Consider the following 23,998-nt stretch of genomic DNA (forward strand, 5'->3'; position numbering starts at 1 on the left):
ACGAACGGCCGGATATGCACTTCGACCCCCGCGAACAGGCGGCGCTCCGCGAGGTAGGCCTCGACACTGACGACCTTCGGGCGGCCTCTGACCTCGTGAGCGACGCCGTCGAAGACGACGCCGAGCAACTCGCGCAGTTCTTCGGCGACGGCGGAACGTTTTACTCGAATATGGAGATGGCCCACAGCGCCAGCGACGTGCAAGAACACACCGTCGACCACGTCGACCTCTACACCCACGGCGCAGAACTCCGCGGCTACCTCAAGTTCGACTCCTGGGGTGTGCCCATCGAGGGCGGCCGTATCCTCTCGGAGGACGTGGTCGAACTCACCCTCGGGCCGACTATCGACGGGCGCGTGAAGTTCGCCCGCGACGACGACGACCTATGAAGGTCCGCGTCCGCGGCATCTACACCACCGCGTTGACCCGGTTGTTCCTCGAAACCGGCCACGACGTGGTGCAGGCGTCCGGCCCGATTCGAGAGCGGTTCGACGCCGAGTTCGACGCCGCAGACCACGACGTTGCGGTCGAGACGACCACCGACCGACAGGGCGTCGGCGTGAGCGGAACACCTGACGCCGTCGCCGAAGCGACCGACCTCCTGTCGGACCTCGGTATCGACACCTTTGCGTGGGACGACCCCGCGCCGACGGGTGCGATATTCGACGCCCGCGTGACCGAAACGCTCGGTGGCGGTGCCGTCTGCGACCTCGGCGACACGGAGGGCTATCTCTCCTACGGCGACATCGACGGCCGCGTCGAAGTCGGCGACGAAGTCCGCGTACAGGTCTCGGAATCTTTCGCGCCGTGGCGTGACCGCCGACACGACCTGACCGGCGAGGTTCGCGCCATCGCAGGTCTCGCAACCCTCGACCCCGACTCGGAGGGCGTCCGCGTCGACACCCGCGACGAGGCGGCCGCCCGCGAACTCGCCGGGATGACCGACCTCCTCGGCGGCGACCCACCCGAGGGATGGGGGATTCGCTGGCACCGCGACGCCGTCGATGCCGACATGGGCGCGCTGAACGACGCACTCGACCGGGCGGCCGATATCGCCGCCGAACTCGACGCCGTCCTCGACGAGCCAATCGATGCACCCCGCGCCGTCGTCGCCCCGTCGGCGACCACGTGGGTCTGGTTCGGCCGTGAGACGCGCTTCGAACTCGACGACCACCGACGAGCAGTGGCGACGACGATGGCAGGCCACCACCGAACCAAGGCCGCCTCCTCGTCGGCCTCCGCCGGTGTGGACCTCGCGGAGGCCCTCTGCAACGGCGTCGAAAACGGTGAGTTCCCATTCGACGTGGTGACAGCCCAGTTCGGCCCCCTCGAAGGCGATGAAATCGGCATCGGCCACGGAAAGCCCGATGGCCGCCTCATCACGCTCGGGTCCGGCGAGGTCACAGAGCGCGACCCCGAGGGAACCATCGAGGTTCGACGCCAGATGACCGGCGGCGGAAGCTACGACGCGCTCGAGATTCCCCGGGAATCGGGCGACGTTGCCGTGACGAAGTTCCGCGAGGGACGCTGGTGGTATCCGACGACCTACCGCGACACAGCGGGCGAGGTCAAAGGGACTTACGTCAACATCTGCACGCCCGTCGAGTGCTTCCCCGACCAGATTCGCTACGTAGACCTGCACGTCGACGTGGTGAAACACGCCGACGGAACCGTCGAGCGCGTCGACGACGACGAACTCGACGAGGCGGTCGAAACCGGTTACATCTCAGAAGAACTGGCCGAGAAAGCGCGGTCGGTGGCGTCGAGTCTGGAGTCGGCGTTGTCGGAGTAGGGCACCCCCGTCAGCACACGATTGGGTACCCAACCTCATCGGTGAACTCACGTAGCCGCCGCGGTTTGACTCTGAGCCGACCTGAGCGAATCGAGGGGCGGCTTTTTCCTCCAGGTTTTTACGGTGAGTGGGTCGCTACGCGACCCCGAACCGTAAAAAAGTGGATTAGAAGTGACCGGGGCCTTCGTCCCCGTACTGGATGTCGCCGCCACGGCCGCCTTCGACGGTGCTGCTGCCGTGGTCGCCCGAACTGGGGACTTTGACCTGCACGTCCTGAATCTCGTCGAACGTCATGATGAGGTCGGACTGGATGTTCTGCGCGGTGATGTTGGAGATGCCGCACCCGGCGCAGGCCCCGCCCAGTTCGACGACGACCTCGCCCGTCTCCGGGTCGGCCTTTCGCACGACGCTGTTGCCGCCGTGCATCTGAATGATGGGCATCTGGCCAACCATCCACGTCTCGACGCGCTCTTTGAGAGTCTCCGACTCGTCGCTCATATCCCGAGACTTCGAATCCCACGGATTAGAATGGAACGGTTCTCCCGACGCACAGCCGGGTGAGAGAAAGGCTGTCGCGGTCGTTCGTGATAGATTCAGTCGTTGGGGATTGAATCAGACGTTCTGGATTGACTCAGTCCTCGCGGCGGGAGTGACGCCGATACCACAGGCCAGCGCCCCCGAGCGCCGCGGCACCGACACCCAGACCAAATCCGGGGATGTCGGTAGTCGAGGTTGGTGTCTCGGTCTGTGGCGAACTCCCGTGTGTCGGCGTCGGTGTTCCAGTCGGGGTGTTGACGAGTGATTCGGTCGTCGTCTCGGGACCGAGCGTCGGCGGGTTGAGTTGCTCGCCTGCGTGGTCAGGGAACGTGTAGAGCGCGCCCGGTACATCCCCGAATCCCCAACTCGACGCGGCGAAGACGCCCTCGTCGGCGAAGGGGTAGGCGTACTGCGCAGTCCAGAAGTTCGTCCGTTCGGGGTCGCGCCACCACGCGAGTTCCACTGGGTCACTCGGGTCCGACACGTCGTGGCGTTTCACGCCGCCGCGGTACCACGACGTGTAGAGACGGCCGTCGTGGAAGTCGAAGTTGTGTGCCGTCGTCCAGACGCCACCCTGCGTCGGGTCGGGACTGGCAGGTGGGTCGATAGTCGAGAGACGCGTCGGGGTCGTCAGGTCCGAAATATCCCACAGTTCGACGCCACCCGGGCCGCCGACGAGTTCGGTCGTTGGGGTGGTCGTCCCGTTATCCTGCCCTGTCGTCTCGGTGCGTTCGACTTCGACCGCCCACGACTCGATGCCGATGCCGAGGAGCGTACCCGAGTCGTCGGTGGCGACGTAATGGTGGTTTCCCGGCGGTGTTCGGCCCGCCAAGCGACGCTGTCGGCCGGAGAGTCCAACGAGGTCCTCAGGATTTCCGGGCGAGATGGCACCGATGGTCGTCGGGGCCGTCGGGTCCGAGACATCGACAATCCACGTTCCGGCGTCCCAGTGGGCGATGAACACCACGTCGTCGTGGACCCACAGGTCGTGGATTGCTCGGACCGACGACCCAACCTCGGCCCACAGGCTGTCTTCCGAGACGAGCGACCACCGGCCGAGTTCGTCCCCGGTATCGATGTCGAGGACGACAAGCGGGTTCTTCTCACCGTCGTTGGCCGTGAGATACGCCCGCCCGTCGGCCGCGAAGCAGTTGTGGATGGGGAAGTCCGTCTCGTAGAACGCCCGCTCTACAGGGTCGCTCGGGTCCGACACGTCCACGACGAGGACGCCCGACGGAGCGCCCGGAATCGGGTTCGCCGGGCCGACGACGAGCAGCGTGTCGCCGTCGCGTTTTACGTCGAAGATACCGCGAAGCGGGCCGTCCTCGCGGTCGGAGAGCCGGTCTCGTCGCTCCGCGAGGAGTGTCGGCCTATCGGGCGTCGAGATATCGACGGTGGCGTAGCCAGTCGTCGCGGCCACGAAGGCTGTTTTGCCGTCGGCCGAGAGGACGGCCTCTTTCGCACCTTCGATATCGACGCTGCCGAGCGGTTCGAAGGGACCCGGGTGGGCGGCGGCGCGGCGGGTCGGTCCGGCGGTACCCGCGAGGAGGGCACCGCCGGTCAACTGGAGGAAGTGACGGCGGTCCACACGGTCCTCTCGTTCGGCGCGGTGAAAAGTCGGACGGACGCAGCGCTCTCCGGTTTGCGGTGCGTGAAAACGATGACACCGGACAGAGGTGGGTGGGTGGGTGGGTGGTGGGAGACCCCTGTCAGTGTCGGGCGGCCGGCAGTGGTGGTGGGGGGAGAGTGCCGACCGAGTCCCGTTCCTTGCTTCCGGTGGAACGCCCGTGCACCGTCGTCGACGATGGGAACGGGGCCATCGACTGACGCACCGCGTCTGACGGCGGTGACGGGTGCACATATTCCATTTTTCAGACGGGGGATATAAGCCTGTACCCGAGAATATCAATCGAGATAATAGTCTGACAGAGCACAGACCGGGGGTATCGATAGACTGCATCGGAACAGGCCCCGGTAGAACAATGGTTTCAGTCGTTCTCGACGCTGCGACTCTGGGGTGTGCTGTGCTAGAGTCCGAGAAGTCCACGGTTCCGGCAGCGCTGCCACCGGCGAGAGTTCGCGGCCTTACAGCCGCGAGCGGTCCCCAGTTCCGGCGGTCATCGCACTTGCGAGTGCTCCCTCCACCACAACCTCGTCACCCAGCGTCGTAAGCTGAATCTCGGGGATGTTCGACATGACCATCTCGCTCATCTGCTCGCGAATCGGGTCCAACACGAGTTCCGGGTTGTTGAGTGCTACCGCGCCGCCGACGTAGATGATGAGAGGCGCGTACGCGTGGACGATGTTCGCGACGCCCATCGCGTTCCAGTGCGCCACCTGCTTGACGACGTGGGTTGCGAAGTCGTCGTCACCAGCGTGTTCGTACACATCCACCGCAGAAAAGTCGGGGTCTTCTATCGGAAGCGACGTTTCGACCGGGTCTTCTTCGTGCAGTTCGAGCGCGTATTTCGGGATATTGTTCCCGGAACAGTATCCTTCCCAGTGGCCGTTGTGGCCACAGCCACACGTCATGAATCCATTGGGGTCGAGCGTCATGTGGCCGACTTCACCGGCGTTGCCGTCCCACCCGTCGAGCACGTGCCCGTCAACACAGACACCCGCGCCGATACCCGAGGAGATGGTGAGATAGACCATGTCGTCGGGGTTGCGGTCCGAGTGGAACCGCTCGCCGATGACGCCAGCGTTCGTGTCGTTGTGGAGGTACACTTCGTCCGTGTCGAGCAGGACCGAAATCGGCCCCGTCAGCGGGATTCGGTCGATAGTATCGGGCAGGTTCGCCGGGTTCTCGACCGCACCTTCCGCCAAGTCGAGCGGGCCAATCGCGCCGATGCCGGCCGCGACTACCTCGTCCGGGTCGATACCTGCTTCACCACACGCCTCACGGACGACGCCGAGAACCACCTCGGTGACTGCGATGCCGGTCGGACCGCGCGGAGTCCGGTCGCGCGCCTGACCGAGAACGGTTCCCTCGCCGTCGGCGACGACCGCACGGACGTTCGTCGCGCCCAAGTCGACGCCCACGTAGTACGCCATTGTCCTCATAGGGTTCGGCACGGCACTTAACTAAGCGGGATTCTATGCAGATTTACTCGCCCTTAGGTAGCGGTTAACACGTCGAATACGACGGGGTCGTGCCGTGCGATGTGAAAGTGTGACACACGGAGGGGGCCGCGACACGTCACACCCGGTTTCGAAAACACAGTGAACGCTGTCGTCTTCAGCGCGTCACTTCATGTCGGCGCGAACGAACGTCACCGGACACGGCGCTTCGAGCATGACTTCCTGTGCGAGGCTGCCGAAGACGGCCTTCCCCGCGGGCGAACGCTTGCGGCCGCCGACGAGGAGTCGGTCGGCGTCGACTTCCGTTGCGAGGTCAACGAGTTCGTCGGCATAGTCGCCGATTTCGCCTCGAATTTCGTAGTTGATGTCCGCTTCGTCGAGTTTCTTGACGATTTCCCGTACCGTCGCGTGCCGACGTGCAACGTCGTCAGCCGAGACTTCCTCGGCCGTTACGTCGAAGTCGAGGTTATCCAGTGCGTCGTTGTACTCGCTTTTCGTGAAGACGTGGCCGATGACGACGCTTGCGCCGGTCGGACCAGCGATGTCGATTGTCTCCTCTGCGAGTCGGTCGAGTCGGTCGGTGTCTCCCGCACCGACAGCGACGAGGACAGTTTCGATAGCCATACCACTAGATTTGCTCCCGCGACACTTAACCGTGCCGGAGAATTTACTCAAAATCGAAATAAGATTTCTGAATCGTTGACGCTCGCTGTTGCTCGTTGTGGGTGTGTTGTTTGCTAGCATTATGTATCTTTCTTTGGTCGGTGTGACTTTGGTCCCCGACGCCGTCTTCGAGGTATGCTCTCTGTCGACCTCTCGGACCACGTCGTGCTGGTGACTGGTAGCGCGAAAGGCGTCGGTCGCGACCTCCTGCTTGCGACTGCCGACGCGGGTGCAGCAGTGGCCGTCCACTACAACACGAGCGAGGCGGAAGCGGCGGCAACGATGGAAGAAGCCCTCGAACGCGGTGCCTCCGAGGCGACGACTGTCTCCGGAGACGTGACCGACCCCGACGACGTGGACGCGCTCTTCGGCGCCGTCGAGTCAGACCTCGGGCCAGTCACCGCGCTCGTCAACAACGTCGGGGCGTTCGCGCCGCGACACTGGGAAGACATCGACTTCGAGACGTGGCAGACGGTCGTCGAGACGAACTTCTACGGGACGTACCTCTGTTCGAAGCGCGCGCTCGGGCCGATGCGCGACGCCGGATTCGGTCGAATCGTGAATATCGGCTACGCCGGAAGCGAAAAGGCGCTCGTCTACCCCGTCAACTTCCCGTACTTCGTCGCGAAGACGGGCGTCCTGATGTTCACGCGGATGCTCGCATCCGACACCACAGACGACGGCATCACCGTCAACGCTGTCTCCCCGTATGTCGTCGAGACCTCCGACAAATTCCCCGACGAAGCGCCCCGCGGCCGGTGGGCCTCGACCGACGACATCGCGCAGGCGGCGCTGTTCTTCCTGCACCCCGAATCGGACTACGTGAGCGGCGAGAACATCGAAGTCGACGGCGGGTGGCTCCCCGAACGACTCTGAATCTGGTCGTCGCGCGCACATCGCGGGTGCTGCCGCTGTGGAAGTGATTGGTGAGAGAAATCGAATCGCAGTCTGCGTGGATTAGTAATCCGGGGCGTCGTCTTCGACGGCGCGCTTCATCGAGTCACGGCGCGACTTGGCGTCGCGACCCGTCGCTTCGAGAAGGAATTCGTTCTTGGCGCTGACGGCCTCACCGGCCGATTCGAGGTCCTCCGGCCCGAGTTCGGTCGGGTCGGCTTCCTCGAAGTTGACTGCGAGTCGGTCCTTCTTCCCGCTGTACTCGACCGCGCCGACGACGACGCGCTGGAACACGGGATTCTTCGGTTCGCCGACCACGTAGAGGTCGCTTCCCTTGTAGTCCTCGGTCCCGGTGATGGGGCCGAAGTAGTCCTCGACAGTCGCTTCCATGTCAGGGATCCGCTCTTCGAGCGTCTCCCCACGACGCATCTTGTATTCCTTCATGGGCGCTCTTTCGATAGGCGATGGTTTACCTGTTTCGTGACTCTGCGACGCCTGCGATGACGTGACGGGGGTCAGGCCTGCCGCTCGGCGATGTATCCCTTCCGGCACTCGGGGCAGATGTCGCCCGCGCGCATCGACGACGCCGACGCGCCGCGGGAGTGCCCGCAGTTCGGACAGTAGTACTCGACGGCCTCGTCGGGCGTCTCACTCCCGAGGTTCGACTCTTCGGCGCGGACAAACTCGTCGTCTGACGCTTCGACGAACTCGTCGTTCGAGTTGGGAGCGACAGACCCGTTCGCTTCGGGGCGCAGTCCGCCGCTGAAGGAGACGGACATCGGTTCGCCGTCGTCAGGTTGGGCGTCCCATCCGTGGTCTTCGCCCTCCTGCTGGGGCCACGCGCCACGTTCGCGGGTCTGCCTCTCGGCGGAACTCGACTCGCGCTGCCCCGTGGCAGCGGCATCGGCGTCGATGAACTCCGCGTCGTCGTCTGTCGACTCGGGCACGGGGTCTTCGGTGTCCATCTCGTCGACTTCGTCGGGCCACTGCGTCCGGTCGCGGCCCGCCTCGTCGTCATCATCGTCGAGGATGATTGCGTCGTCGGTGACTGGCGGTTCGTTCAACTGGTCGTTGCGTTCCTCGGCCGTCTCCTCCGACGTCGCAGACGCGGACTGTGCCGGTTCTGGTTCCGGTTTCGGTTCTGGTTCTGCCTCGGTCTGTGCTTCCGTCTCCGGGTCGGGCGCAGTCTCTATCGGCGAGTCGTCGGCGGCAGTGGTCGGCTCGGGGGTCGCCGGTTCGAATCCTGCCGCGGCAGTCTCGACTTCGGCCTCCGTCATGCCAACCTCCTCGGGCGTCCGAATCGCCGTCACTTCCTTGTTCTCACTGATTACCTGTTCGTCTCCGCACCGCGAGCACACCTGTACCTCCCGAATCGAGACGACCACCTCGTCGCCTCGCTCCTCACGCTCCCGTTCCGTCTCGGGCTCTCCGTAGGAATGCCCGAGAAGACGGCAAGTAAGTCCCATTACGCGAGCATTCGGGTGTTCGGGAACAAAAAGGTACCTCCTGTTCGTCGGACGCCCGTCAGACGGGCGGTACAGGTAAACCTCATGCGGGCGATGTACCGACTATGAGAGCGAGGCGGGAGTTTCGGAACCGCCGCGACATTGAAGTCGCGGTGCTCGACGCACTCGTCGACCGCCACGAAGATGGGATGACGGTGTTCGAACTCCGGGCCGCCGTCGACTCCGACATCGACACCATCGAAGACGCGCTGTCGGCGCTGAAGTCGGAAAACCTCATCGTGGTGGAAGAAGACCAACAGGGTGTTCTCATCCACCCGGACGACCGGGTGGTTCCCGACCCTGGCGAGAACGTCGAAGCCGATGAATCGCTACTTGACCGCGTCCGCCAGCGATTTGGCCTCTAATTTTGCTCGTCCCACGGGTGGGGCGCACCCGGTGACCATCGCGGCGGCGACTCTCCGACTGTAGAGTACGCTTGGTCCCCGACCGCAGAGTGTGACTGTTTTACCCACAGACGCCAAACGGGGGTGTAATGACACTCGTCGCTTCGATTCACGAAGCCCACGGTGCGACGTTCGAGACACGCGGCGGCGTCGAAGTCGTGCGCCACTACGGCCGCCCCGAGCGGACACATCGCGCAGTCCGAAACGGCGTCGGCGTCATCGAACACGGCTACGGCGTCGTCGTCGTCGAAGGCGACGACCGAATCGAGTACGTCGACAACGCCGTCACGAACACTGTCCCGACCGAAGACGGTCAGGGGACCTACGCGCTGCTTCTCGACCCCGACGGACGTATCGAGTCGGAGATGTACATCTACAACGCTGGCGAGCGTCTACTTTTGTTTACCCCGCCGGACCGCGCCGAACCCCTCGTCGAGGAGTGGCGCTCGAAGACCTTCCTCCAGCGCGTCCGCATCCGCGACGCCTCCGACGAGTTCGGCGTCTTCGGCGTCCACGGCGCGATGGCGACAGAGAAGGTGGCGAGCGTCCTCGCAAACGCGGGCGCGCCCGAACCCGAACTCACGTTCGTCCGCGGGTCTATCGGCGGTGAGTTCGGCGTGACAGTCGTCGCCTCCGACAACCCGACCGGCGAGGAGGGCTACGACATCATCTGCCGCGCGAAGGACGCAGAAGACGTGTTCGAGGCCCTCTTGCACTACGGCAACCCCGCAATCCCAGTCGGCTACGAAGCGTGGGACACGCTTACCGCCGAGGCGGGCACCCCGCTTTTCGAGACGGAACTCCGCGGGCGCGTCCCGAACGTCGTCGGCGTCCGCAACGCAGTCGACTTCGACAAGGGCTGTTTCGTCGGCCAAGAGGTCGTCTCGAAGGTCGAAAACCGCGGCCAACCCTCGCGTCGTCTCGTCGGCTTCAGCGCCGAAGGCCTCCCCGAGTCGGGTGCCGAGGTGTTCGCCGGGAACGACAGCGTCGGCGAGGTGACTCGCGCCGTCGAGAGTCCGATGCGCGAGGAGCCAATCGGCTTCGCACTCGTCGAGTACGGCCTCGACACCGACGACCTGACGGTCAAGGTTGATAGCGAGCGCGTGGCGGCAACCCGTGAGACGCTTCCGTTCGTAGAAGGCGGCGCTCGGTCGCTTCGGATTCCGACCTATCCAGAGTCGTAACCGACGACGTGAGCGACCCGCGGCCCGGGTCGCCTCAGAACAGTTTCTTCAGGTGTTCCCGCGAGAAGAACGAACTCGGCTTGTCCATGTGGACGCCGATTTCGCCAGACAGCGTTCGGAGACCGACGTGCTGGAGCCACTCGGGGAACGAGTAGCACTTCCGAACGAGGTGGCCGAGTCGAATCTCCGTTGAGAGCGTGTCGCGCCACGCCTCCTCGTAGTCGGCGAGGGTCGCCGGTTCGTCGGGGTCGATGGCATCGGCGGCGTGGTCCGCCGCGGTCATCCCGTAGAGGATGCCGCCGCCGGTGAATGGTTTGGTCTGGGCGGCCGCGTCGCCGATGAGGAACGCGCGGTCGGTCGTCGTCTGCTCCGGCGGGCCGATAGGAATCGCGCCCGAACAGAAGTGTTCGGTCTCTACGTCGTAGGTATTCGTGAGCGCGTTGAACATCTCGGTGACTTCAGCGCCCGGCGGAGCGGCGAGTCCGTACTCGACGCCCGCGTCACCGCGAGGGATGCGCCACGCGAAGAATCGAGGGACGGTGAGGTGTACGTCCACGAAGTCGCCGTCGTCCGGGTCGGGGTCGAACGCGAGGACGCCGTGGAGGGTTTCGGTCGGTTCGGGGAGGTCCAGCGAGCGGCGGACGCGCGAGGTTGGACCGTCGCATCCGGCGACCATCTTCGCCTCGAACGTGACCGTCCCGGCCTCGCCAGCGACGCTCGCGGTCAGTCGAACCCGGTCGTCGAGTTCGTCGATGCTGGTGACGGTGTGGCCCTCGCGCACGTCCGCACCGGCCTCACGGGCGCAGTCGGCGAGCGTCCGGTCGAGTTCGACGCGGTCGATGACGTTCGAGACTTCCGTCTGTTTGTAGAAGGGGTAGGCCTTCGAGTTCGGACCACCAACGTGGAAGTCGGCTCCATAGATGCGGTTCTGAAAGAGGTGGTCGCGCGCGTCGTCGGGGACGTAGTCCCAGATATCGGTGCTGACGTGGCCCGAGCACGCGAGCGGCGTCCCCACCTCGCCTTTCTCCAGCGCGAGGACGTCGTACCCCGACTCGGCGGCACGGCGGGCAAACCGCGCGCCAGCGGGACCAACGCCGACCACGGCGAAATCGTACATAGTCGGGCGTGGAACTGCCGCGGCAAGAATCTTCTCGCTTCAGTCGCGCGAATGTCCGGGAGATGTCGGACAGATGTAGAGACCTCGAACTCACTCGACGACCGCAAGCCCCGCCGTAGTCGTCCGTTCCCCGTGCCACGGAACCTCCAGTCGCGCCCACGAGTCGCCGAAGTCGGTTGTCCGGTAGATTCCACGGTCGTTTACGGCGTAGCACTCACCGGCGGTCGCTCCGGTGTCCAGCACCGCCCGCGTGGTACCGCTCCCGGTCGGCAACCCAGTGTCGTCGAGTCGTGTCCACGGACGCTCCCCCCGTCGGCGGTATAGATACGCCTCCGCCGACCCGATGGAGTGCGCTCGCCTCGGCCCCCGTGCGGACGTGAGCAGAACTGACTCGGGGTCGCCGGGGTCCACAGCGACGCTCCAGCAGTAGCTGTGTCGAAGGCCGTCCGTGGGCGTGTGCCACGTCTCGCCGCCGTCGTCGCTCTCGGCGTAGCCGTCGCCCGCAGCGACCCAGACGCGACCCGGTCTGTCCATGTGCGTCGCCATCGAGTGCACGTCCCGCTTCGACGACGGGACGCGGTCCTGCCACGTCTCGCCACCATCGGAGGAGGTTACGAGCGCTCCCGCTTCGATGGCGATGAAGAGGCGGGTCGGGTCGCACGGGTCGACCTCAATCCACCGGGCGTGGTGGGTGTGGGGTCGCGGTGGGAACGCCCACGACGAGGCGGAGGGTAGGTCGGTAAGCGGTGGCAACTCTGTCCACGTCTCGCCGCCGTCCGTCGAGCGAAACACCGCCGACGGCTCCGTTCCAGCGTAGACGACTTCTGGGTCGTGCGGTGAGACGGCGAGGCTCGTCACCGATTCGAGAAGAACGTCCCTGCCGACTGGGTGCCACGTGTCCCCGCCGTCCGCCGTTCGGAAGAGGCCGCGGTCGAACGTCCCGCAGAACGCCCGCTCGGGAGTACGAGCGTCGGCGGCGATGCATTCGAGTCTCCGGTCTTCGAGTCTGCGACGCGCCGTGGGCGAATCCGGTGACCCGGAGACCGACAGTACCGCACCGTCCGCTGCCGCGTAGAGTCGCATACAAGACGTAGGGACCGAATCGAGAAAAGTTCGGGCAGGGGTATCGGCTCCGAACGAAGTCAGAATTCGACGGCTCCAATCGCCAAGTCAGTGCCACACACCGGACACTCAAAGGTCTGCTCGTAGCGTGCACACTGTTCGTGAATCCTTCGCCCACACTCATCACAGTACACGTATTCGTCTGCCTCGATGGTCGTGTGGCACGTCGTACATCGGCTTCCTATAAGCATTGCTTATTTTCTCCCCTATTTACATTACACACGTGAATTTCGTAAGCGTTTCCTACCACTTTGTGACCGCCCCTCCGACAGAGACATTCAGAACCCCGCACCAGCTGCACTCGACCGTGCCACCAAACCAACGAAAACGTCGGTGAGAACGGAGTACAGAACGGACGTCGAGAAAAGAGTTAGTCGTCGTTCGGGACTTTCGCTGGCTTGCGGCGGTCCGAGCGCGGTCCTTCTTTGTCCACGTCGGGGAGGTAGTCGCGGAGGTACCGACCCGTGTGTGAGTCGGGGTTATCGGCGACTTCCTCGGGCGTCCCGCTGGCGACGACAGTGCCGCCGTGTTCGCCGCCCTCGGGACCGAGGTCGATGATGTAGTCGGCGTTCTTCACGAGGTCGAGTTCGTGTTCGACCACGAGGGCGGTGTTGCCGTTGTCCACGAGGCGCTGGAGCACCTCGATAAGCTTTCGTTCGTCTTCCTTGTGGAGGCCCGTCGTCGGTTCGTCGAGCAGGTAGAGCGTGTCTCCAGTCTGCTTCTTGCCGAGTTCTTCGGCGAGTTTGACGCGCTGGGCTTCGCCGCCGGAGAGCGTCGTCGAGGGCTGGCCGAGTTGCATGTAGCCGAGGCCCACGTCGTGAAGCAGTTGGAGGCGACGACGAATCTGCGAGTTCGCCTCGAAAAAGTCGAGGGCTTCGTCGACTTCCATGTCGAGTACTTCGGCGATGGTCTTGCCCTTGTAGGTCACGTCGAGCGTCTCGGCGTTGTAGCGCTTGCCGTGACACTCCTCACAGGGAACGTACACGTCCGAGAGGAAGTTCATCTCGATTTTGACGTTGCCCTGTCCCTTACAGGCCTCACACCGCCCGCCCTTGACGTTGAAGGAAAACCGGCCTTTCTCGTAGCCCCGCTGCTTGGAGAGTTTCGTCTCGGCGAAGAGTTCGCGCACGTAGTCGAAGACGCCCGTGTAGGTGGCGGGGTTCGACCGCGGCGTGCGACCGATGGGAGACTGGTCGATGAGGCGCACCGTCTCGATTTCGTCGTAGCCCTCGATGGCGTCGTGTTCGCCGGGGTCGACGGAGGTGTTGTCGTTCATCGTCCGGGCGAGTCCCTTGTAGAGAATCTCGTGCATCAGCGTGGACTTGCCGGACCCGGAGACGCCGGTGATGGCCGTGAACGTGCCGAGCGGAATCGGCACGTCGAGGTCCTTCAGGTTGTGCTGTCGAGCGCCGCGAACGACGAGTTCGCCGTCGCCCTCGCGCCGCGTCTCGGGGACGTCGATGTCCTTGCGGCCGGCGAGATAGTCTGCCGTGATGGAGTTGTCGGCCGCGACGATGTCGTCGAAGTCGCCCTGCGCGACGATTTGGCCGCCGCGCTTGCCCGGGCCGGGACCCATGTCGATAATCTCGTCGGCCCGGCGCATCGTCTCCTCGTCGTGTTCGACGACGATGAGCGTGTTACCGAGGTCGCGGAGGCCTTCGAGCGTGTTCAGCAGTTTGTCGTTGTCGCGCTGGTGCAGGCCAATCGATGGCTCGTCGAGGACGTAGAGGACGCCCACGAGGCCGGACCCGACCTGCGTGGCGAGACGGATACGCTGTGACTCGCCACCGGAGAGAGTCGCGGCTTCGCGGTCCAGCGTGAGGTAGTCCAGACCGACTTCCGTCATGAAGCCGAGGCGGGCGCGAATCTCCTTGAGAATCTCCTGTGCGATGGTGCGCTCGCGCTCGGAGAGGTCGGCTTCCAGACCCTCGAAGTGGTCGAGCGCGTCGGCGATGCTCAGGCGATTGACCTCGGGGAGCGTCGTGCCGCCGACGCGGACGTGCCGCGACTGCTCTTTGAGGCGCGACCCGTTGCACTCGGGGCAGGTCGTGACGGCCATGTACTCCTCGATGTGGTCGCGCGTGCGGTCGGAGTCCGTCTCGACGTGTCGGCGTTCGAGGTTGCCGACGACGCCCTCGAAGGGGTGTTCCTTGTGTCGCGTGCCGTTTTTCGTCGTCCACTCGAACACCACGTCTTCGGTGGTCCCGAAGAGGAAGGCGTCCTGAATCTCTTCGTCGAGGTCCTCGAACGGGGTGTCCACGCTGACGCCGAAGTGGTCGGCGACGTTATCGAGTTGTCGTCGATAGTAGGTCCGGTTGTAACTCCACGGTTCGAAGACGTGCTTGAGCGGTTTCGAGGGGTCGGTGACGACGAGGTCGGGGTCGACCTCCTTGGCCTTGCCGAGACCCTCACACTCGGGACACGCGCCGTGGGGGCTGTTGAACGAGAACGAGCGCGTCTCGATTTCTGAAAAGCGGAACGACGAGTTCGGGTTGCCGAGTTCCTCGGAGAACTCGACGACGAGTCGGTCGTCGCCGTCGCCCGCGAGCGACCCGGTCGAACGGGTGTTCGACGCAAAGGGCGGGTCTTCCGGCGGGTCGGGGACGATGAGTTTCAGGACGCCGTCGGCTTCGTCAAGCGCCGTCTCGACAGAGTCGGCGATGCGCGAGCGCGACTCGGGTGCGACCTTCACGCGGTCGACGATAACGTCGATGGTGTGGTCGTAGTTCTTGTCGAGTTCGGGCGTCTCGAAAGAGAGGTCGTACTCCTCGCCGTCGACTTCGACGCGAGCGTACCCCTCGGAGACGAGGTCCGAAAAGAGGTCCTTGAACTCGCCTTTCTGGTCGCGGACGACCGGCGCGGCGACCTTCGCGCGCGTCCCCTCGGGGAGTTCGAGAATCTGTTCGACCATGTCCTGTGCGGACTGTTCGCCGACTTCCTCGCCCGTGATGGGGTCGTACTGCGTGCCGACCCGCGCGTAGAGGAGACGGAGATAGTCGTGCAGTTCGGTGACGGTCCCGACGGTCGAGCGGGGGTTGTTCGCCCCGTTCTTCTGGTCGATAGAGATTGCGGGCGATAGCCCCTCGACGGCTTCGACTTTCGGCTTGTCCATCTGCCCGAGGAAGTTGCGGGCGTACGCCGACAGCGACTCGATGTAGCGGCGCTGCCCCTCGGCGTAGACGGTGTCGAACGCGAGAGAGGATTTGCCCGACCCCGACAGGCCGGTGACGACGGTGAACGTCTCGCGGGGGATGCGGACGTCGAGGTCCTTGAGGTTGTGCTCTTCGGCACCACGAACCTCGATGTAGTCCTTGCTCATTCGAAGCATCCTACGGACGAGGGGACCGAATAGGCATCGATTCGGGTCATCTGAACCGGAAGTTTGTCGGAGCGTTCAACCGGCGTTTTCGGGGCGTACGACCACGAGCGACGCCGGTGGGAAATACATCGGCTCGGACGACTCGGGGACAGCAGACGTTAAAAGAGATGATGCGGGAACGTGCCCCGCAGAAGAACGGTGTTACCGGCTGTTGAGTTTGCTGCGCGCGATGTTCACGCCAGTCGGCGTGATGATGAGTTGGTCGTCGCCCTTCTGGACGATGTCACCGTCGACTTCGTGGGCGACCTGTCGGAGGTCGTCGATGATGTGTTCCATCGTGTTGTCCGAGGTCGTATGCCGCGTGATGTCGGCGATAACGAGGTCGCCGTCGTAGACGGCGTCTTTGATGGCGATAACGTCCTGCTGACCACCGATTTCCGCGATATGGACCGAAATGTCGGCCTCTCCGCGGGCGGTGTCAAAATCGTCGAGGTCGAGTTCGACGTAGTCCTCGGTCGAACGGGAGCCCCCGCCACCGAGAATTTTGCTCATGATGCCCATAGGTTGTACACCGTCACGACGAGGTTAGTTCTTACGTCAGACGTATGTCCATATTCCGAGAGTTCACCACTCGAAAACTGTCTCGGTAAACGTACTATCCAGTGGCGTCGGTCGGTTCTGACACGGTCGAATCGAGGGCGTACCGCGGGGGACGGCCTCAGACGCTGAACTCGAACAGGTCGTCGCCGACGTGGTGGATGGACTCGATGACCTTTCCGGAGTCGCCGACGAGGTCTGTGCCGTCTTCGAGGGCGCGGCCGATTGCGAGCACCTTTCCGTGGGTCTCTTCGGCGATGGCGACGAGGTCGCCCGTGGAGATAGACTCGTCTGCTTCGGTGATGCCGGGACGCATCACGTCGGCCCCGCTGGAGACGAACGAGACGGCACCGGCGTCCACGGTGACGACGTGCTTCGTCGGCGGGAACTCGTTTGCGCCCTTGACGGTCAAGAACGGTTCCTCGTCGATGTAGACGACGAGGGGTTCACCGTCGACGAGGACGAGGTCGAAGTCGGTATCGGACAGCTCGACGCCCTCGAAGGCGTCGCCGTCGACATCGACGCCGAGGTTGGCTTCGATAGATTCCTGTAACGCGGAGATTTCGTCGCTCCGGAGGTGGTGGCGAGACTTGACTTTCATATCCGGTGGTGGACGCTGGGTGCCGATAAATCGACCGCTCCGCGACGAACACGCGACGAACCCGCGGTGAGCGGGACTGCAGTGGGTAGTGTCGAACCCACAGTGAACAGTGTCGAACCCACAGTGAACAGTGTCGAACCCACAGTGAACAGTGTCGAACCCGCAGTGGGCAGTGTCGGGGTTGCAGTGGGTGATATCGTGAGACCGGACTGCCCGTCACACGCCCGTCAGACAGTGCGGAACAACTGATAAGTAGCGGTACGTCCACCAATTTAGTATGTGGCGCTCCCGGAGTAGCCGGGACCGGAAGACTGTCGTATGCATCGCGTGCGGCGATTCGGTCCTTCGGTCGGCGGCGCGCGAGTACGACAAAGAGGGGAACCGTTGGGAACGACACGGTAAGCGCTTCGAGCACCTCTGTAAGTCCTGTTACCGGAACCTCTGTCACCAGCCCCGAGCAGGTCTCGAAGCACTACTCGTCGATATCGAAGAACACGGCGTCTCGAACGAGGAGTTCCTGCACCGGTATTACGACGCCGTCAAGACTGAGTACGAATCCGCCGAGGAACGCGAGCGGTAGTCCCCGCCTCGTCGTCGGCACCCTCCGGGAGGAGGTGACGTCCTCGGAGACGCACATACCTCCGGAGACGTACTGAACGCCTATCGGCAGGCACACACCCCGACGGAGAGCGGTGTCGCTCGTTCTCGATATCACACCGCCCCCGACACGCATTTCTCCCTGCCCCGTTTAGACGAGGCTATGTCAGACGACTCGCAGGCGTACGCCGGTACCGCCGAAGGGCAAGGACCGGTCGAAATCGACGCCGAGCTCGCGCGACACCTCCAGAACAAGCGCGAGGAGTTGTTCGAGGAGTTCGAAATTCGCGACAAGTTCCCGCCCGAAGTCCTCTCGGAAGCGCGCGCCCGCACGGAAGGTGTGGACGAAGAGATTCAAGAGGAACTGGAACATCGTCAGGACCTCCGGGACCTGACGACGTGGACGACAGACCCCATCGACGCACAGGATTTCGACGACGCCCTGAGCATCCGAGAGAACGAGGAGACGTACACGCTATGGGTCCACATCGCCGACGTGACCCACTACGTCCACCCCGAATCGGAGATGTGGGCCGAGGCGGTCAAGCGCGGCAACACCGTCTACATGCCCGCCTACACCATCCACATGCTCCCGCCGGCCCTCGCCGAAACCGTGTGTTCTCTCGTCCCCAACGAGGACCGACTGGCGCACACCGTCGAGATGGAAGTCAAGAAGGACACCCTCTCGTTCGAATCTATCGACATCTACAAGTCCGTCATCCACTCCGACGAGCGACTCACCTACACGCAGTGTGAGAACCGCCTCGACAACCCGGACCTCCCGCTTCACGAGGAGAACGCGCTGGTGTTCGACCTCGCGGACCAACTGCACGAACAGCGGAAGGAAGACGGCTCGCTCGTTCTCAACCCGAGCCGTGACCGCGCCCACACCATCATCGAAGAGTGCATGCTGAAGGCCAACAAGGCCGTCACGCACGAACTGATGTGGAACCGCGGCGTCGAGGCGATGTACCGCGTCCACCCCCAGCCGACCCCAGACCAGTGGGACAAGGCGCTCCGTGAGATTACCGAACTCGACGGCGTGAGCATCCAGTCCACGTCGTGGGACGAACCCCGGAAGGCCGTCAACGACGCCCTCGAAAGTGCAAACTCCCGCACGCTCAACAAGATTCAGCGCGCCGTGCTGAAGGTCATGCCCCGTGCGAAGTACATGAACGACCCCTTCGGCGGCCACTACGCACTCAACTTCGACATCTACGGGCACTTTACCTCGCCCATCCGCCGGCTGTCGGACCTTATCAACCACTGGATTGTCCACGAAAACGACGTGCCCGAAGACCTCGTGGAACTCTGTGACCGCGCCTCGGACCGCCAGAAGGACGCCGAGACGGCCGAACGGCTCTACAAGCAGTTCCTCCAGGAGGTTGGTCTCGACCCCTACGCCGTCAACAACCGTGGCATCGTCACTGTCGACGATGATGGCGAGGTCATCGACGAGAACGGCTTCCCACCGAGTGAGTAAGCACTGAACGGTCCACCGCTAAGCGCGACGCCGCGCTGGCTTACTGTTTGTGAGTGAAAAGCAGCACGTCGCCGTCGTGCTGGGTCACACAGAGGTCGAGCATCATGCTCAGTTCGAGACTGTTGTAGTCGTCTTCGCAGACCACGAGGTCGTCGAACGGCTTCTCGCAGGCCGGACAAGCGATGGCCACGGTGTTCTGATAGGTGGTGACACCACCGCTGGACTCGTATGGCGTGAGCGACGACCGAAGTTCGTCGAGTTCTTCGTCGTTCATTGGTCTGGTTGATGTGCGAAGTGAGTCGGTATAATTCTTCACGGTCGGACATACTCGCCATCGAGTCCGCACGTCCATCGAAAGTGCGGGTGAATCCACTCTAATTCCGACGCGTTCGCTTCAACCCACGCCGCCGGGTCGCTCAACTGCCGCGAGAGGACTTCAGCGTCTTTTTCGTGTGTTCCCTCCCGGTCGAAAGGGACCGATTCGAGCGTGCGCGATGCGGGATTGAAAAAGACCGCCCGCTCGGTGTCGTCCACGAGTGCGACCAGTCGCGACCCCGACGCGTCTTTCTTGAGGAGCGCCTGCGCCATGCGGTGTTGGTGGACGCCGCGACGCGTCTCCCGAAGGGTCGAAACGACATCTCGGAAGACGTCGGTTGGGTCCGACGGAGGGGTGCCGTGGCCTGTTTCCATACTGCCCCGGTTGCAGGGGAGGCTAAAGAGGGTCCGCCAAGGGCGGAGTGAAAGTGATGGATTCGGTGGAAGTAGAACTCGCGAGGCTCACACGCGACGGCTGGGTGCGGTCTCCAACTGGTCGAGTTTCACTCGTGCGTGCTCGACCAGCAGTTCGGCGAACTCCCGATCGTACTCGTCGAACGCGCCGACTTCGCTGAACACGGCCTGAAACGTTCCGAAGCGACCGATTGGAACGGTAATCGCCGAGCGATAGTCGTCGTCCGCGATCTTGGTGTCGGCCGCCTGCAGGTCGTCGACGATGATGGTCTCCTGGCGGTTGTACGCTCGGACTGCGAAGGTGTCGTCCGAATCGAGCGGCGTCTTCTCGAAGTAGCCAGCCTCCTCGGAGTTGAACTTCCACGCTTCCTGAATCAGGTAGCCGTCCCGTTCGATGTCGACCGCGACGAGGTCGAAATCCAGCGTGTTCTCGGCCGTCTCGACGAGCGTCTCGTAGACGGTCTGTGCGTCCGTCGACTGCTCTATCTTCTGTGCCGCGGTGTGGAGTGCAGTCAGTGTCCGCTCTCGTTCCTTGCGCTCTGTGATGTCGACTGCGGCCCCGGCCGTCGCAAACGCCTCGCCATCCTCGTCGAAAAGTGGCGTGATTCGAACGAGGAACACCCGCTGTCCGGTCGCCGTCTCGATTTCCTCCTCGATTTCGACGAGTTCGCCGCTGGAGAGGACGCGCTGGTCGACCTCCCTGAGTCGACTGACCGTGTCCGCGTCGAACACGTCTCCGACGTCGACTCCGACGAGGTCCACTTCGTCGTCGATGTCGAACAACTCTCGGTAGTTCTGGTTTGCCAAGAGAAACCGGCTGTCGGTATCCCGCATCCAGAGCGCGGCGTAGACGCTGTCGAGAACGCCCTGTAGCTGTCTGGTCTGCGTCTGCAGTTTTCGTTCGCGCTCTTTGCGCTCGGTGATGTCCTGAAAGTAGACGTAGACGCCGTCTCGGTCCTCGGTGGGGAAGATTCGCTCTTCGATCCACCGCCCCCTGTTGATGTCCGACAGCGCCTCGATTGTCCGTGGTTCGCCGGTTTCGAGGACCTCCTCGTAGCCCTCGATAGACACGTTGGAGTTCTCTTCTGCGATATCCTCTCGGTAGTTTATTCCGAGAAGTTGTTCGCGCGAGAGACCCGTCAGTTCCACCGTCTGCTCGTTTACGTCCGTGACCGTGAGGTCGGCGTCCATCTCGACGAAGCCGTCGGTGATTCGAGTGAGCGTCTGCCGGCGGCGGCGATTGGCGCGCTCGGACCGCCGCCGGGCCCGATACTGTGCGACGATGTTTGTGATTCGGTTGGCGAGAACGGTGTACTGTCCGGTCCCGACCTCCTTTTGGATGTAGTCGGTTGCACCGGCCGAAATCGCGTCGGCGGCGACCTCTTCGGAGCCCTTGCCGGTAAAGAGGATGAACGGCAGTTCCGCGTGCTCCGCGCGGACCGCTTCGAGGAACTCGATTCCATTCCGGCCGGGCATGTCGTAGTCGCTGACGATGCAGTCGAAGTCCGCCTCCGAGAGCAATCGGAGCCCCTCACGTGTGTCAGTTGCCGATTTTACGCTGAGTTGGGGGTTCTCACGCTCGAGTAACGTCGCAGTGAGCTCCGTGAATCCGGGGTCATCGTCAACGTGCAACACACGAATCGGGCCATCCATGCTACCTGCTCTTCTAAGTTGGAGACTATAGTAATTCTCCCATAATTTCAGGAAAATTCTAACGAACGCATTTCTGCCGCGTTTCTTGTCAAACAAACAGCTGGTTTTGGTGGGTCGGAGAACTCACTTTGGGAGGAGAGTGAGAGAAATAACGTGCTGAAGAGCGCGGGTGTCTCTTTCTCACATCACAATGCCAGCGGCTCTACTCAGTCTTCTTCGTAGAGAGGCGATTCACGGCAGCGACTAACCCATTCGTCCAAGAATGTGTCGTGGTTCAGAACACGGCCAGCGAAATCGGCGATGGCCGTCACATCTTCTTCATAACACCAGTTCACACATTCTCGGTACAGGTCGGTACTCAATTCTTCTCGGTCAGGTTCAGGAACCACATCCAGCGCGGTTTCGCCACTCAGATATGCAAGGAATGCTCGTGTGTGCCCATCCGAGAGCACTAGCTCGTTATCAAGCGTTAAGACCGGAATCGGCTCATACGTCGGGTCGTCAAAATCGAACCACTCTATTGCTCGTTGCAGTTTCGCTGCGTCGAGATAGAGTTGACTTGGTTGTGCCTCATCAACTGGGATTGAGAATGACGTATTTTCGACACACCACACACGGCCTTAATTTCCCTGCTTTTGTAGACGACCGACCAGTGGAGCGAAGCGTGTGCCAGCACCCGTGATAGGTACTGGACTAAATGCCAGACAGGGGCAGGTATCCAACCACTAGGTAGCAATAAACTCTTTTTGGTTCGTATAGAGTTTACCAATGCACCTCTTGGTTTCGCCGATATCGGACGGACAGGCGAGACGCACGGCGCTTCGGAGACGAAGACGAAACTGCTGTTCGTCGTCGTTGGGTCACTGGTCGTTCTCTACCTCGTCGCTCCGTTGGTGCATCTCCTGTGCGGTTCCGATATGCCGTACTACGCTCGCAGCGTAAAATGGCAGATATGGCGGAGAGTTGCTCCCTTTCAGCCATTGCGAAATTGTCAGACCCTGCCAAAATGTCAGTAGATGGCTATTTATTTCTCACCATCGTACAATGTTAACGAACCTCAATATAGAGAACGGCAAAGCCCGTCACTTGAGGACTAAATATGGCGAAACCACGATTCACCAACCGCCGAACAGTACTCAAAACAGTCGGTGCAGGGATAGTAGGGAGCATGGCAGCCGTCGGGACAACGGCTGCTGGCGGCCATACGTTCGCTAGACAACTCAACACCGTCCGGAAATCGACCAGGAAGTACCGAGACGTCGATGTCGCCAAAGCCGATGGCTACGGGTTCTTCGGGATTGTCCCCCATGCAGGGATTGTCTACGAAAACCTGTCAGATTACTTGGTAGACTTCGATGACGCGGGAGACCTCCAGCACACGGATCCTCCCGCCCTATTGTTCTATGCGCCATCAGAAGATGTCGAAGACCAAGACGACGTAGACGACTCCAACATCATTCTTGCGGGCGTCGAGTGGTTGGTTTCCGGCCGACACGAGCAAGCCCCCGCCAATATCTTCGATGACGAAAATTCCGCCCGAGCCTTGAAGGTCACTGAGGAAGAGGGGTGGCATCCAGCACCAGATCCGAATTTAAACTTCACGGGGCTTCATGCCTGGGTTCACATGGCGAATCCGAAAGGCGTGTTTACCCGAGATCATCCCATTATGATCGAGCGGTTAACAGACTGACCCTGCTCACTCTTGTTTGAGCGGGGTCAGTTCTGGTGTCAAAATCAGTCTCCTACTGGTTAGCTTCTTCTAACTGTTCCTGTGCTGGTAGGACTCGTAGAGCCAGCACTTGACCTGCATGCAATGGATCAAACGACGCTTCACGAGGATATCGGGGGGTTCGCTCCCTGATTGGTCGACTGAAGAACGTCTGCATCCCCGATGGGGGTGAGGTTCTCAACGATGATTGAGGCGTTGTCACAGACGGTTGACCTGCCGTTGTGGCTCGTCTTGGCGTCGACTGGGTATCATCGGGTGTTCGCAGTCGCCAAGCAAAAGAGATAGCCCATCAGGACTCTGTTGAAATCCCCAATTGATGATGTTTTTTCGAGGCCGTGCTGAATAGAGGGCGCTTGTCCTGCAGCGCTATGAGCGGTCAGGGTTGACCATGTGATAGAGAAGTTCGTAGTTTCCAACCCCTAATTCCTCACTGTCTTCGAGAACATCGTCCATGACTTCCTTGTGTTCCTCGTCAATATCGTGTGCGGACTCGTCGAACGATTCGTAGACCTCACGGAGGTCCTTGGCTTCCATGAAGTAGACGAGATAATCGCCATCGTCCGCGTGTTCGAGAAACGCTGCTTCGGTCACCATCCCCTCCGATTGAAACGTTTCGACGACCTCATCTTCCCGCTCTTGGACTTCACTCATCCATTCGATGAGCCGGTCTGTCTTCCCATCCTCAACTTTCTGCTTGGTCAGTACTACCTCGGTCATACGATTTGTGTGAGAATCCAGCGTAATAAACTCAACCTCTATATGTGCCACGTCAATCCTGTCACACTCTGGGGAGTTCGGCAGAAAGCCGCCAAGCGACTTGTTGGCGGCCTCGAAACAGCCAAGCCCCCAGAAAACCCGCCTCCGACGACGCTCCGACCGACGTACCGACAGCTAACGAATAGTTGCGTACGAGAGACTGTGCGACTGGAATCTTAGTTAGTGAATTGGTGGTGGCCGGTCCGAGTCGAGATTCATCGGCTATCGACCCCCG

At 62.3% G+C, this 23,998-nt stretch carries 24 protein-coding genes; 8 read left to right on the plus strand and 16 right to left on the minus strand.

What is annotated here, in order from left to right; all coding sequences use genetic code 11:
* The first annotated feature begins 14 nt into the window (after window positions 1-14).
* Together ACH9L7_RS11110 and ACH9L7_RS11115 are read left to right on the plus strand one after the other, a co-directional pair.
* The gene (locus ACH9L7_RS11110) at window positions 15-389 is read left to right on the plus strand and encodes a hypothetical protein (protein ID WP_396610771.1); all 375 of its coding nucleotides are present in this window, start codon (window positions 15-17) and stop codon (window positions 387-389) included.
* Window positions 386-1,792 (plus strand): DUF402 domain-containing protein, encoded by a 1,407-nt coding sequence (locus ACH9L7_RS11115; protein ID WP_396610772.1) that lies wholly within the window; start codon window positions 386-388, stop codon window positions 1,790-1,792. Before ACH9L7_RS11110 ends, ACH9L7_RS11115 begins: the two co-directional genes overlap by 4 nt.
* A gap of 165 nt (window positions 1,793-1,957) precedes the next feature.
* On the opposite strand, the gene ACH9L7_RS11120 is transcribed toward ACH9L7_RS11115, so the two are convergent.
* The 4 genes from ACH9L7_RS11120 to ACH9L7_RS11135 all read right to left on the minus strand — a co-directional run bounded on the left by ACH9L7_RS11120 (window position 1,958) and on the right by ACH9L7_RS11135 (window position 6,034).
* Window positions 1,958-2,290 (minus strand): NifU family protein, encoded by a 333-nt coding sequence (locus ACH9L7_RS11120; protein ID WP_396610773.1) that lies wholly within the window; start codon window positions 2,288-2,290, stop codon window positions 1,958-1,960.
* Window positions 2,291-2,423: 133 nt separating this feature from the next.
* Complete coding sequence (locus ACH9L7_RS11125; protein ID WP_396610774.1) at window positions 2,424-3,917, minus strand: LVIVD repeat-containing protein; 1,494 nt, start codon at window positions 3,915-3,917, stop codon at window positions 2,424-2,426.
* Window positions 3,918-4,414: 497 nt separating this feature from the next.
* Entirely contained in the window at window positions 4,415-5,383 is a 969-nt protein-coding gene (locus ACH9L7_RS11130) for an ROK family protein (protein WP_396610775.1), read from the minus strand.
* A 192-nt stretch (window positions 5,384-5,575) separates the two neighbouring features.
* The gene (locus tag ACH9L7_RS11135) at window positions 5,576-6,034 is read right to left on the minus strand and encodes a universal stress protein (RefSeq protein WP_396610776.1); all 459 of its coding nucleotides are present in this window, start codon (window positions 6,032-6,034) and stop codon (window positions 5,576-5,578) included.
* A gap of 174 nt (window positions 6,035-6,208) precedes the next feature.
* Here ACH9L7_RS11135 and ACH9L7_RS11140 point away from each other — a divergent pair, with 174 nt between their 5' ends.
* Window positions 6,209-6,949 carry an SDR family NAD(P)-dependent oxidoreductase gene (locus ACH9L7_RS11140; RefSeq protein WP_396610777.1) on the plus strand — a complete coding sequence of 247 codons (741 nt, stop codon included), beginning with the start codon at window positions 6,209-6,211 and terminating at the stop codon, window positions 6,947-6,949.
* 81 nt (window positions 6,950-7,030) lie between these two features.
* On the opposite strand, the gene ACH9L7_RS11145 is transcribed toward ACH9L7_RS11140, so the two are convergent.
* The gene (locus ACH9L7_RS11145; RefSeq protein ID WP_396610778.1) at window positions 7,031-7,411 is read right to left on the minus strand and encodes a DUF5611 family protein; all 381 of its coding nucleotides are present in this window, start codon (window positions 7,409-7,411) and stop codon (window positions 7,031-7,033) included.
* A gap of 71 nt (window positions 7,412-7,482) precedes the next feature.
* Complete coding sequence (locus ACH9L7_RS11150) at window positions 7,483-8,433, minus strand: hypothetical protein (protein WP_396610779.1); 951 nt, start codon at window positions 8,431-8,433, stop codon at window positions 7,483-7,485.
* A gap of 104 nt (window positions 8,434-8,537) precedes the next feature.
* On the opposite strand from ACH9L7_RS11150, the gene ACH9L7_RS11155 reads away from it, so the two are divergent.
* Together ACH9L7_RS11155 and ACH9L7_RS11160 are read left to right on the plus strand one after the other, a co-directional pair.
* On the plus strand, window positions 8,538-8,837 hold the full coding sequence (locus ACH9L7_RS11155; RefSeq protein ID WP_396610780.1) for a DUF6432 family protein: 300 nt from the start codon (window positions 8,538-8,540) through the stop codon (window positions 8,835-8,837).
* Window positions 8,838-8,965: 128 nt separating this feature from the next.
* Window positions 8,966-10,060: an aminomethyltransferase family protein gene (locus ACH9L7_RS11160; RefSeq protein WP_396610781.1), complete on the plus strand. Its 1,095-nt coding sequence runs from the start codon at window positions 8,966-8,968 to the stop codon at window positions 10,058-10,060.
* A gap of 34 nt (window positions 10,061-10,094) precedes the next feature.
* Here the strand turns inward: ACH9L7_RS11160 and ACH9L7_RS11165 are convergent, their stop codons facing one another.
* From ACH9L7_RS11165 to ACH9L7_RS11185, 5 genes are all read right to left on the minus strand, one after another.
* Window positions 10,095-11,177, minus strand: a complete 1,083-nt coding sequence (locus tag ACH9L7_RS11165) for a geranylgeranyl reductase family protein (protein WP_396610782.1) — start codon at window positions 11,175-11,177, stop codon at window positions 10,095-10,097.
* Between the two features lie 90 nt (window positions 11,178-11,267).
* Complete coding sequence (locus ACH9L7_RS11170; protein WP_396610783.1) at window positions 11,268-12,260, minus strand: WD40/YVTN/BNR-like repeat-containing protein; 993 nt, start codon at window positions 12,258-12,260, stop codon at window positions 11,268-11,270.
* Between the two features lie 409 nt (window positions 12,261-12,669).
* Window positions 12,670-15,618, minus strand: a complete 2,949-nt coding sequence (uvrA, locus tag ACH9L7_RS11175) for an excinuclease ABC subunit UvrA (protein ID WP_396610784.1) — start codon at window positions 15,616-15,618, stop codon at window positions 12,670-12,672.
* Window positions 15,619-15,819: 201 nt separating this feature from the next.
* On the minus strand, window positions 15,820-16,179 hold the full coding sequence (sepF, locus tag ACH9L7_RS11180) for a cell division protein SepF (RefSeq protein WP_396610785.1): 360 nt from the start codon (window positions 16,177-16,179) through the stop codon (window positions 15,820-15,822).
* Window positions 16,180-16,336: 157 nt separating this feature from the next.
* Window positions 16,337-16,816, minus strand: coding sequence for an RNA-binding protein (locus ACH9L7_RS11185; RefSeq protein WP_396610786.1), 480 nt, complete (start codon window positions 16,814-16,816; stop codon window positions 16,337-16,339).
* Window positions 16,817-17,093: 277 nt separating this feature from the next.
* Between ACH9L7_RS11185 and ACH9L7_RS11190 the strand changes: the two genes are divergently transcribed.
* Window positions 17,094-17,396, plus strand: coding sequence for a hypothetical protein (locus tag ACH9L7_RS11190; protein WP_396610787.1), 303 nt, complete (start codon window positions 17,094-17,096; stop codon window positions 17,394-17,396).
* A gap of 180 nt (window positions 17,397-17,576) precedes the next feature.
* Window positions 17,577-18,896 carry an RNB domain-containing ribonuclease gene (locus ACH9L7_RS11195; RefSeq protein WP_396610788.1) on the plus strand — a complete coding sequence of 440 codons (1,320 nt, stop codon included), beginning with the start codon at window positions 17,577-17,579 and terminating at the stop codon, window positions 18,894-18,896.
* Window positions 18,897-18,936: 40 nt separating this feature from the next.
* Here the strand turns inward: ACH9L7_RS11195 and ACH9L7_RS11200 are convergent, their stop codons facing one another.
* The 4 genes from ACH9L7_RS11200 to ACH9L7_RS11215 form a co-directional block, all read right to left on the minus strand.
* Window positions 18,937-19,170, minus strand: coding sequence for a hypothetical protein (locus ACH9L7_RS11200; RefSeq protein ID WP_396610789.1), 234 nt, complete (start codon window positions 19,168-19,170; stop codon window positions 18,937-18,939).
* Between the two features lie 38 nt (window positions 19,171-19,208).
* Window positions 19,209-19,586 (minus strand): hypothetical protein, encoded by a 378-nt coding sequence (locus ACH9L7_RS11205; RefSeq protein WP_396610790.1) that lies wholly within the window; start codon window positions 19,584-19,586, stop codon window positions 19,209-19,211.
* 87 nt (window positions 19,587-19,673) lie between these two features.
* Window positions 19,674-21,278 carry a PAS domain-containing protein gene (locus ACH9L7_RS11210; RefSeq protein WP_396610791.1) on the minus strand — a complete coding sequence of 535 codons (1,605 nt, stop codon included), beginning with the start codon at window positions 21,276-21,278 and terminating at the stop codon, window positions 19,674-19,676.
* 206 nt (window positions 21,279-21,484) lie between these two features.
* Window positions 21,485-21,892: a histone acetyltransferase gene (locus ACH9L7_RS11215; RefSeq protein ID WP_396610792.1), complete on the minus strand. Its 408-nt coding sequence runs from the start codon at window positions 21,890-21,892 to the stop codon at window positions 21,485-21,487.
* 485 nt (window positions 21,893-22,377) lie between these two features.
* Between ACH9L7_RS11215 and ACH9L7_RS11220 the strand changes: the two genes are divergently transcribed.
* A complete protein-coding gene (locus ACH9L7_RS11220; protein ID WP_396610793.1) occupies window positions 22,378-22,968 on the plus strand; it encodes a hypothetical protein in 591 nt (196 codons plus the stop codon).
* A 405-nt stretch (window positions 22,969-23,373) separates the two neighbouring features.
* Here the strand turns inward: ACH9L7_RS11220 and ACH9L7_RS11225 are convergent, their stop codons facing one another.
* A complete protein-coding gene (locus tag ACH9L7_RS11225; protein ID WP_396610794.1) occupies window positions 23,374-23,724 on the minus strand; it encodes a DUF6176 family protein in 351 nt (116 codons plus the stop codon).
* Window positions 23,725-23,998 lie beyond the last annotated feature (274 nt).

Origin of the sequence: Haloferax sp. S1W (assembly GCF_044593955.1) — an archaeon.
Classification (GTDB): domain Archaea; phylum Halobacteriota; class Halobacteria; order Halobacteriales; family Haloferacaceae; genus Haloferax.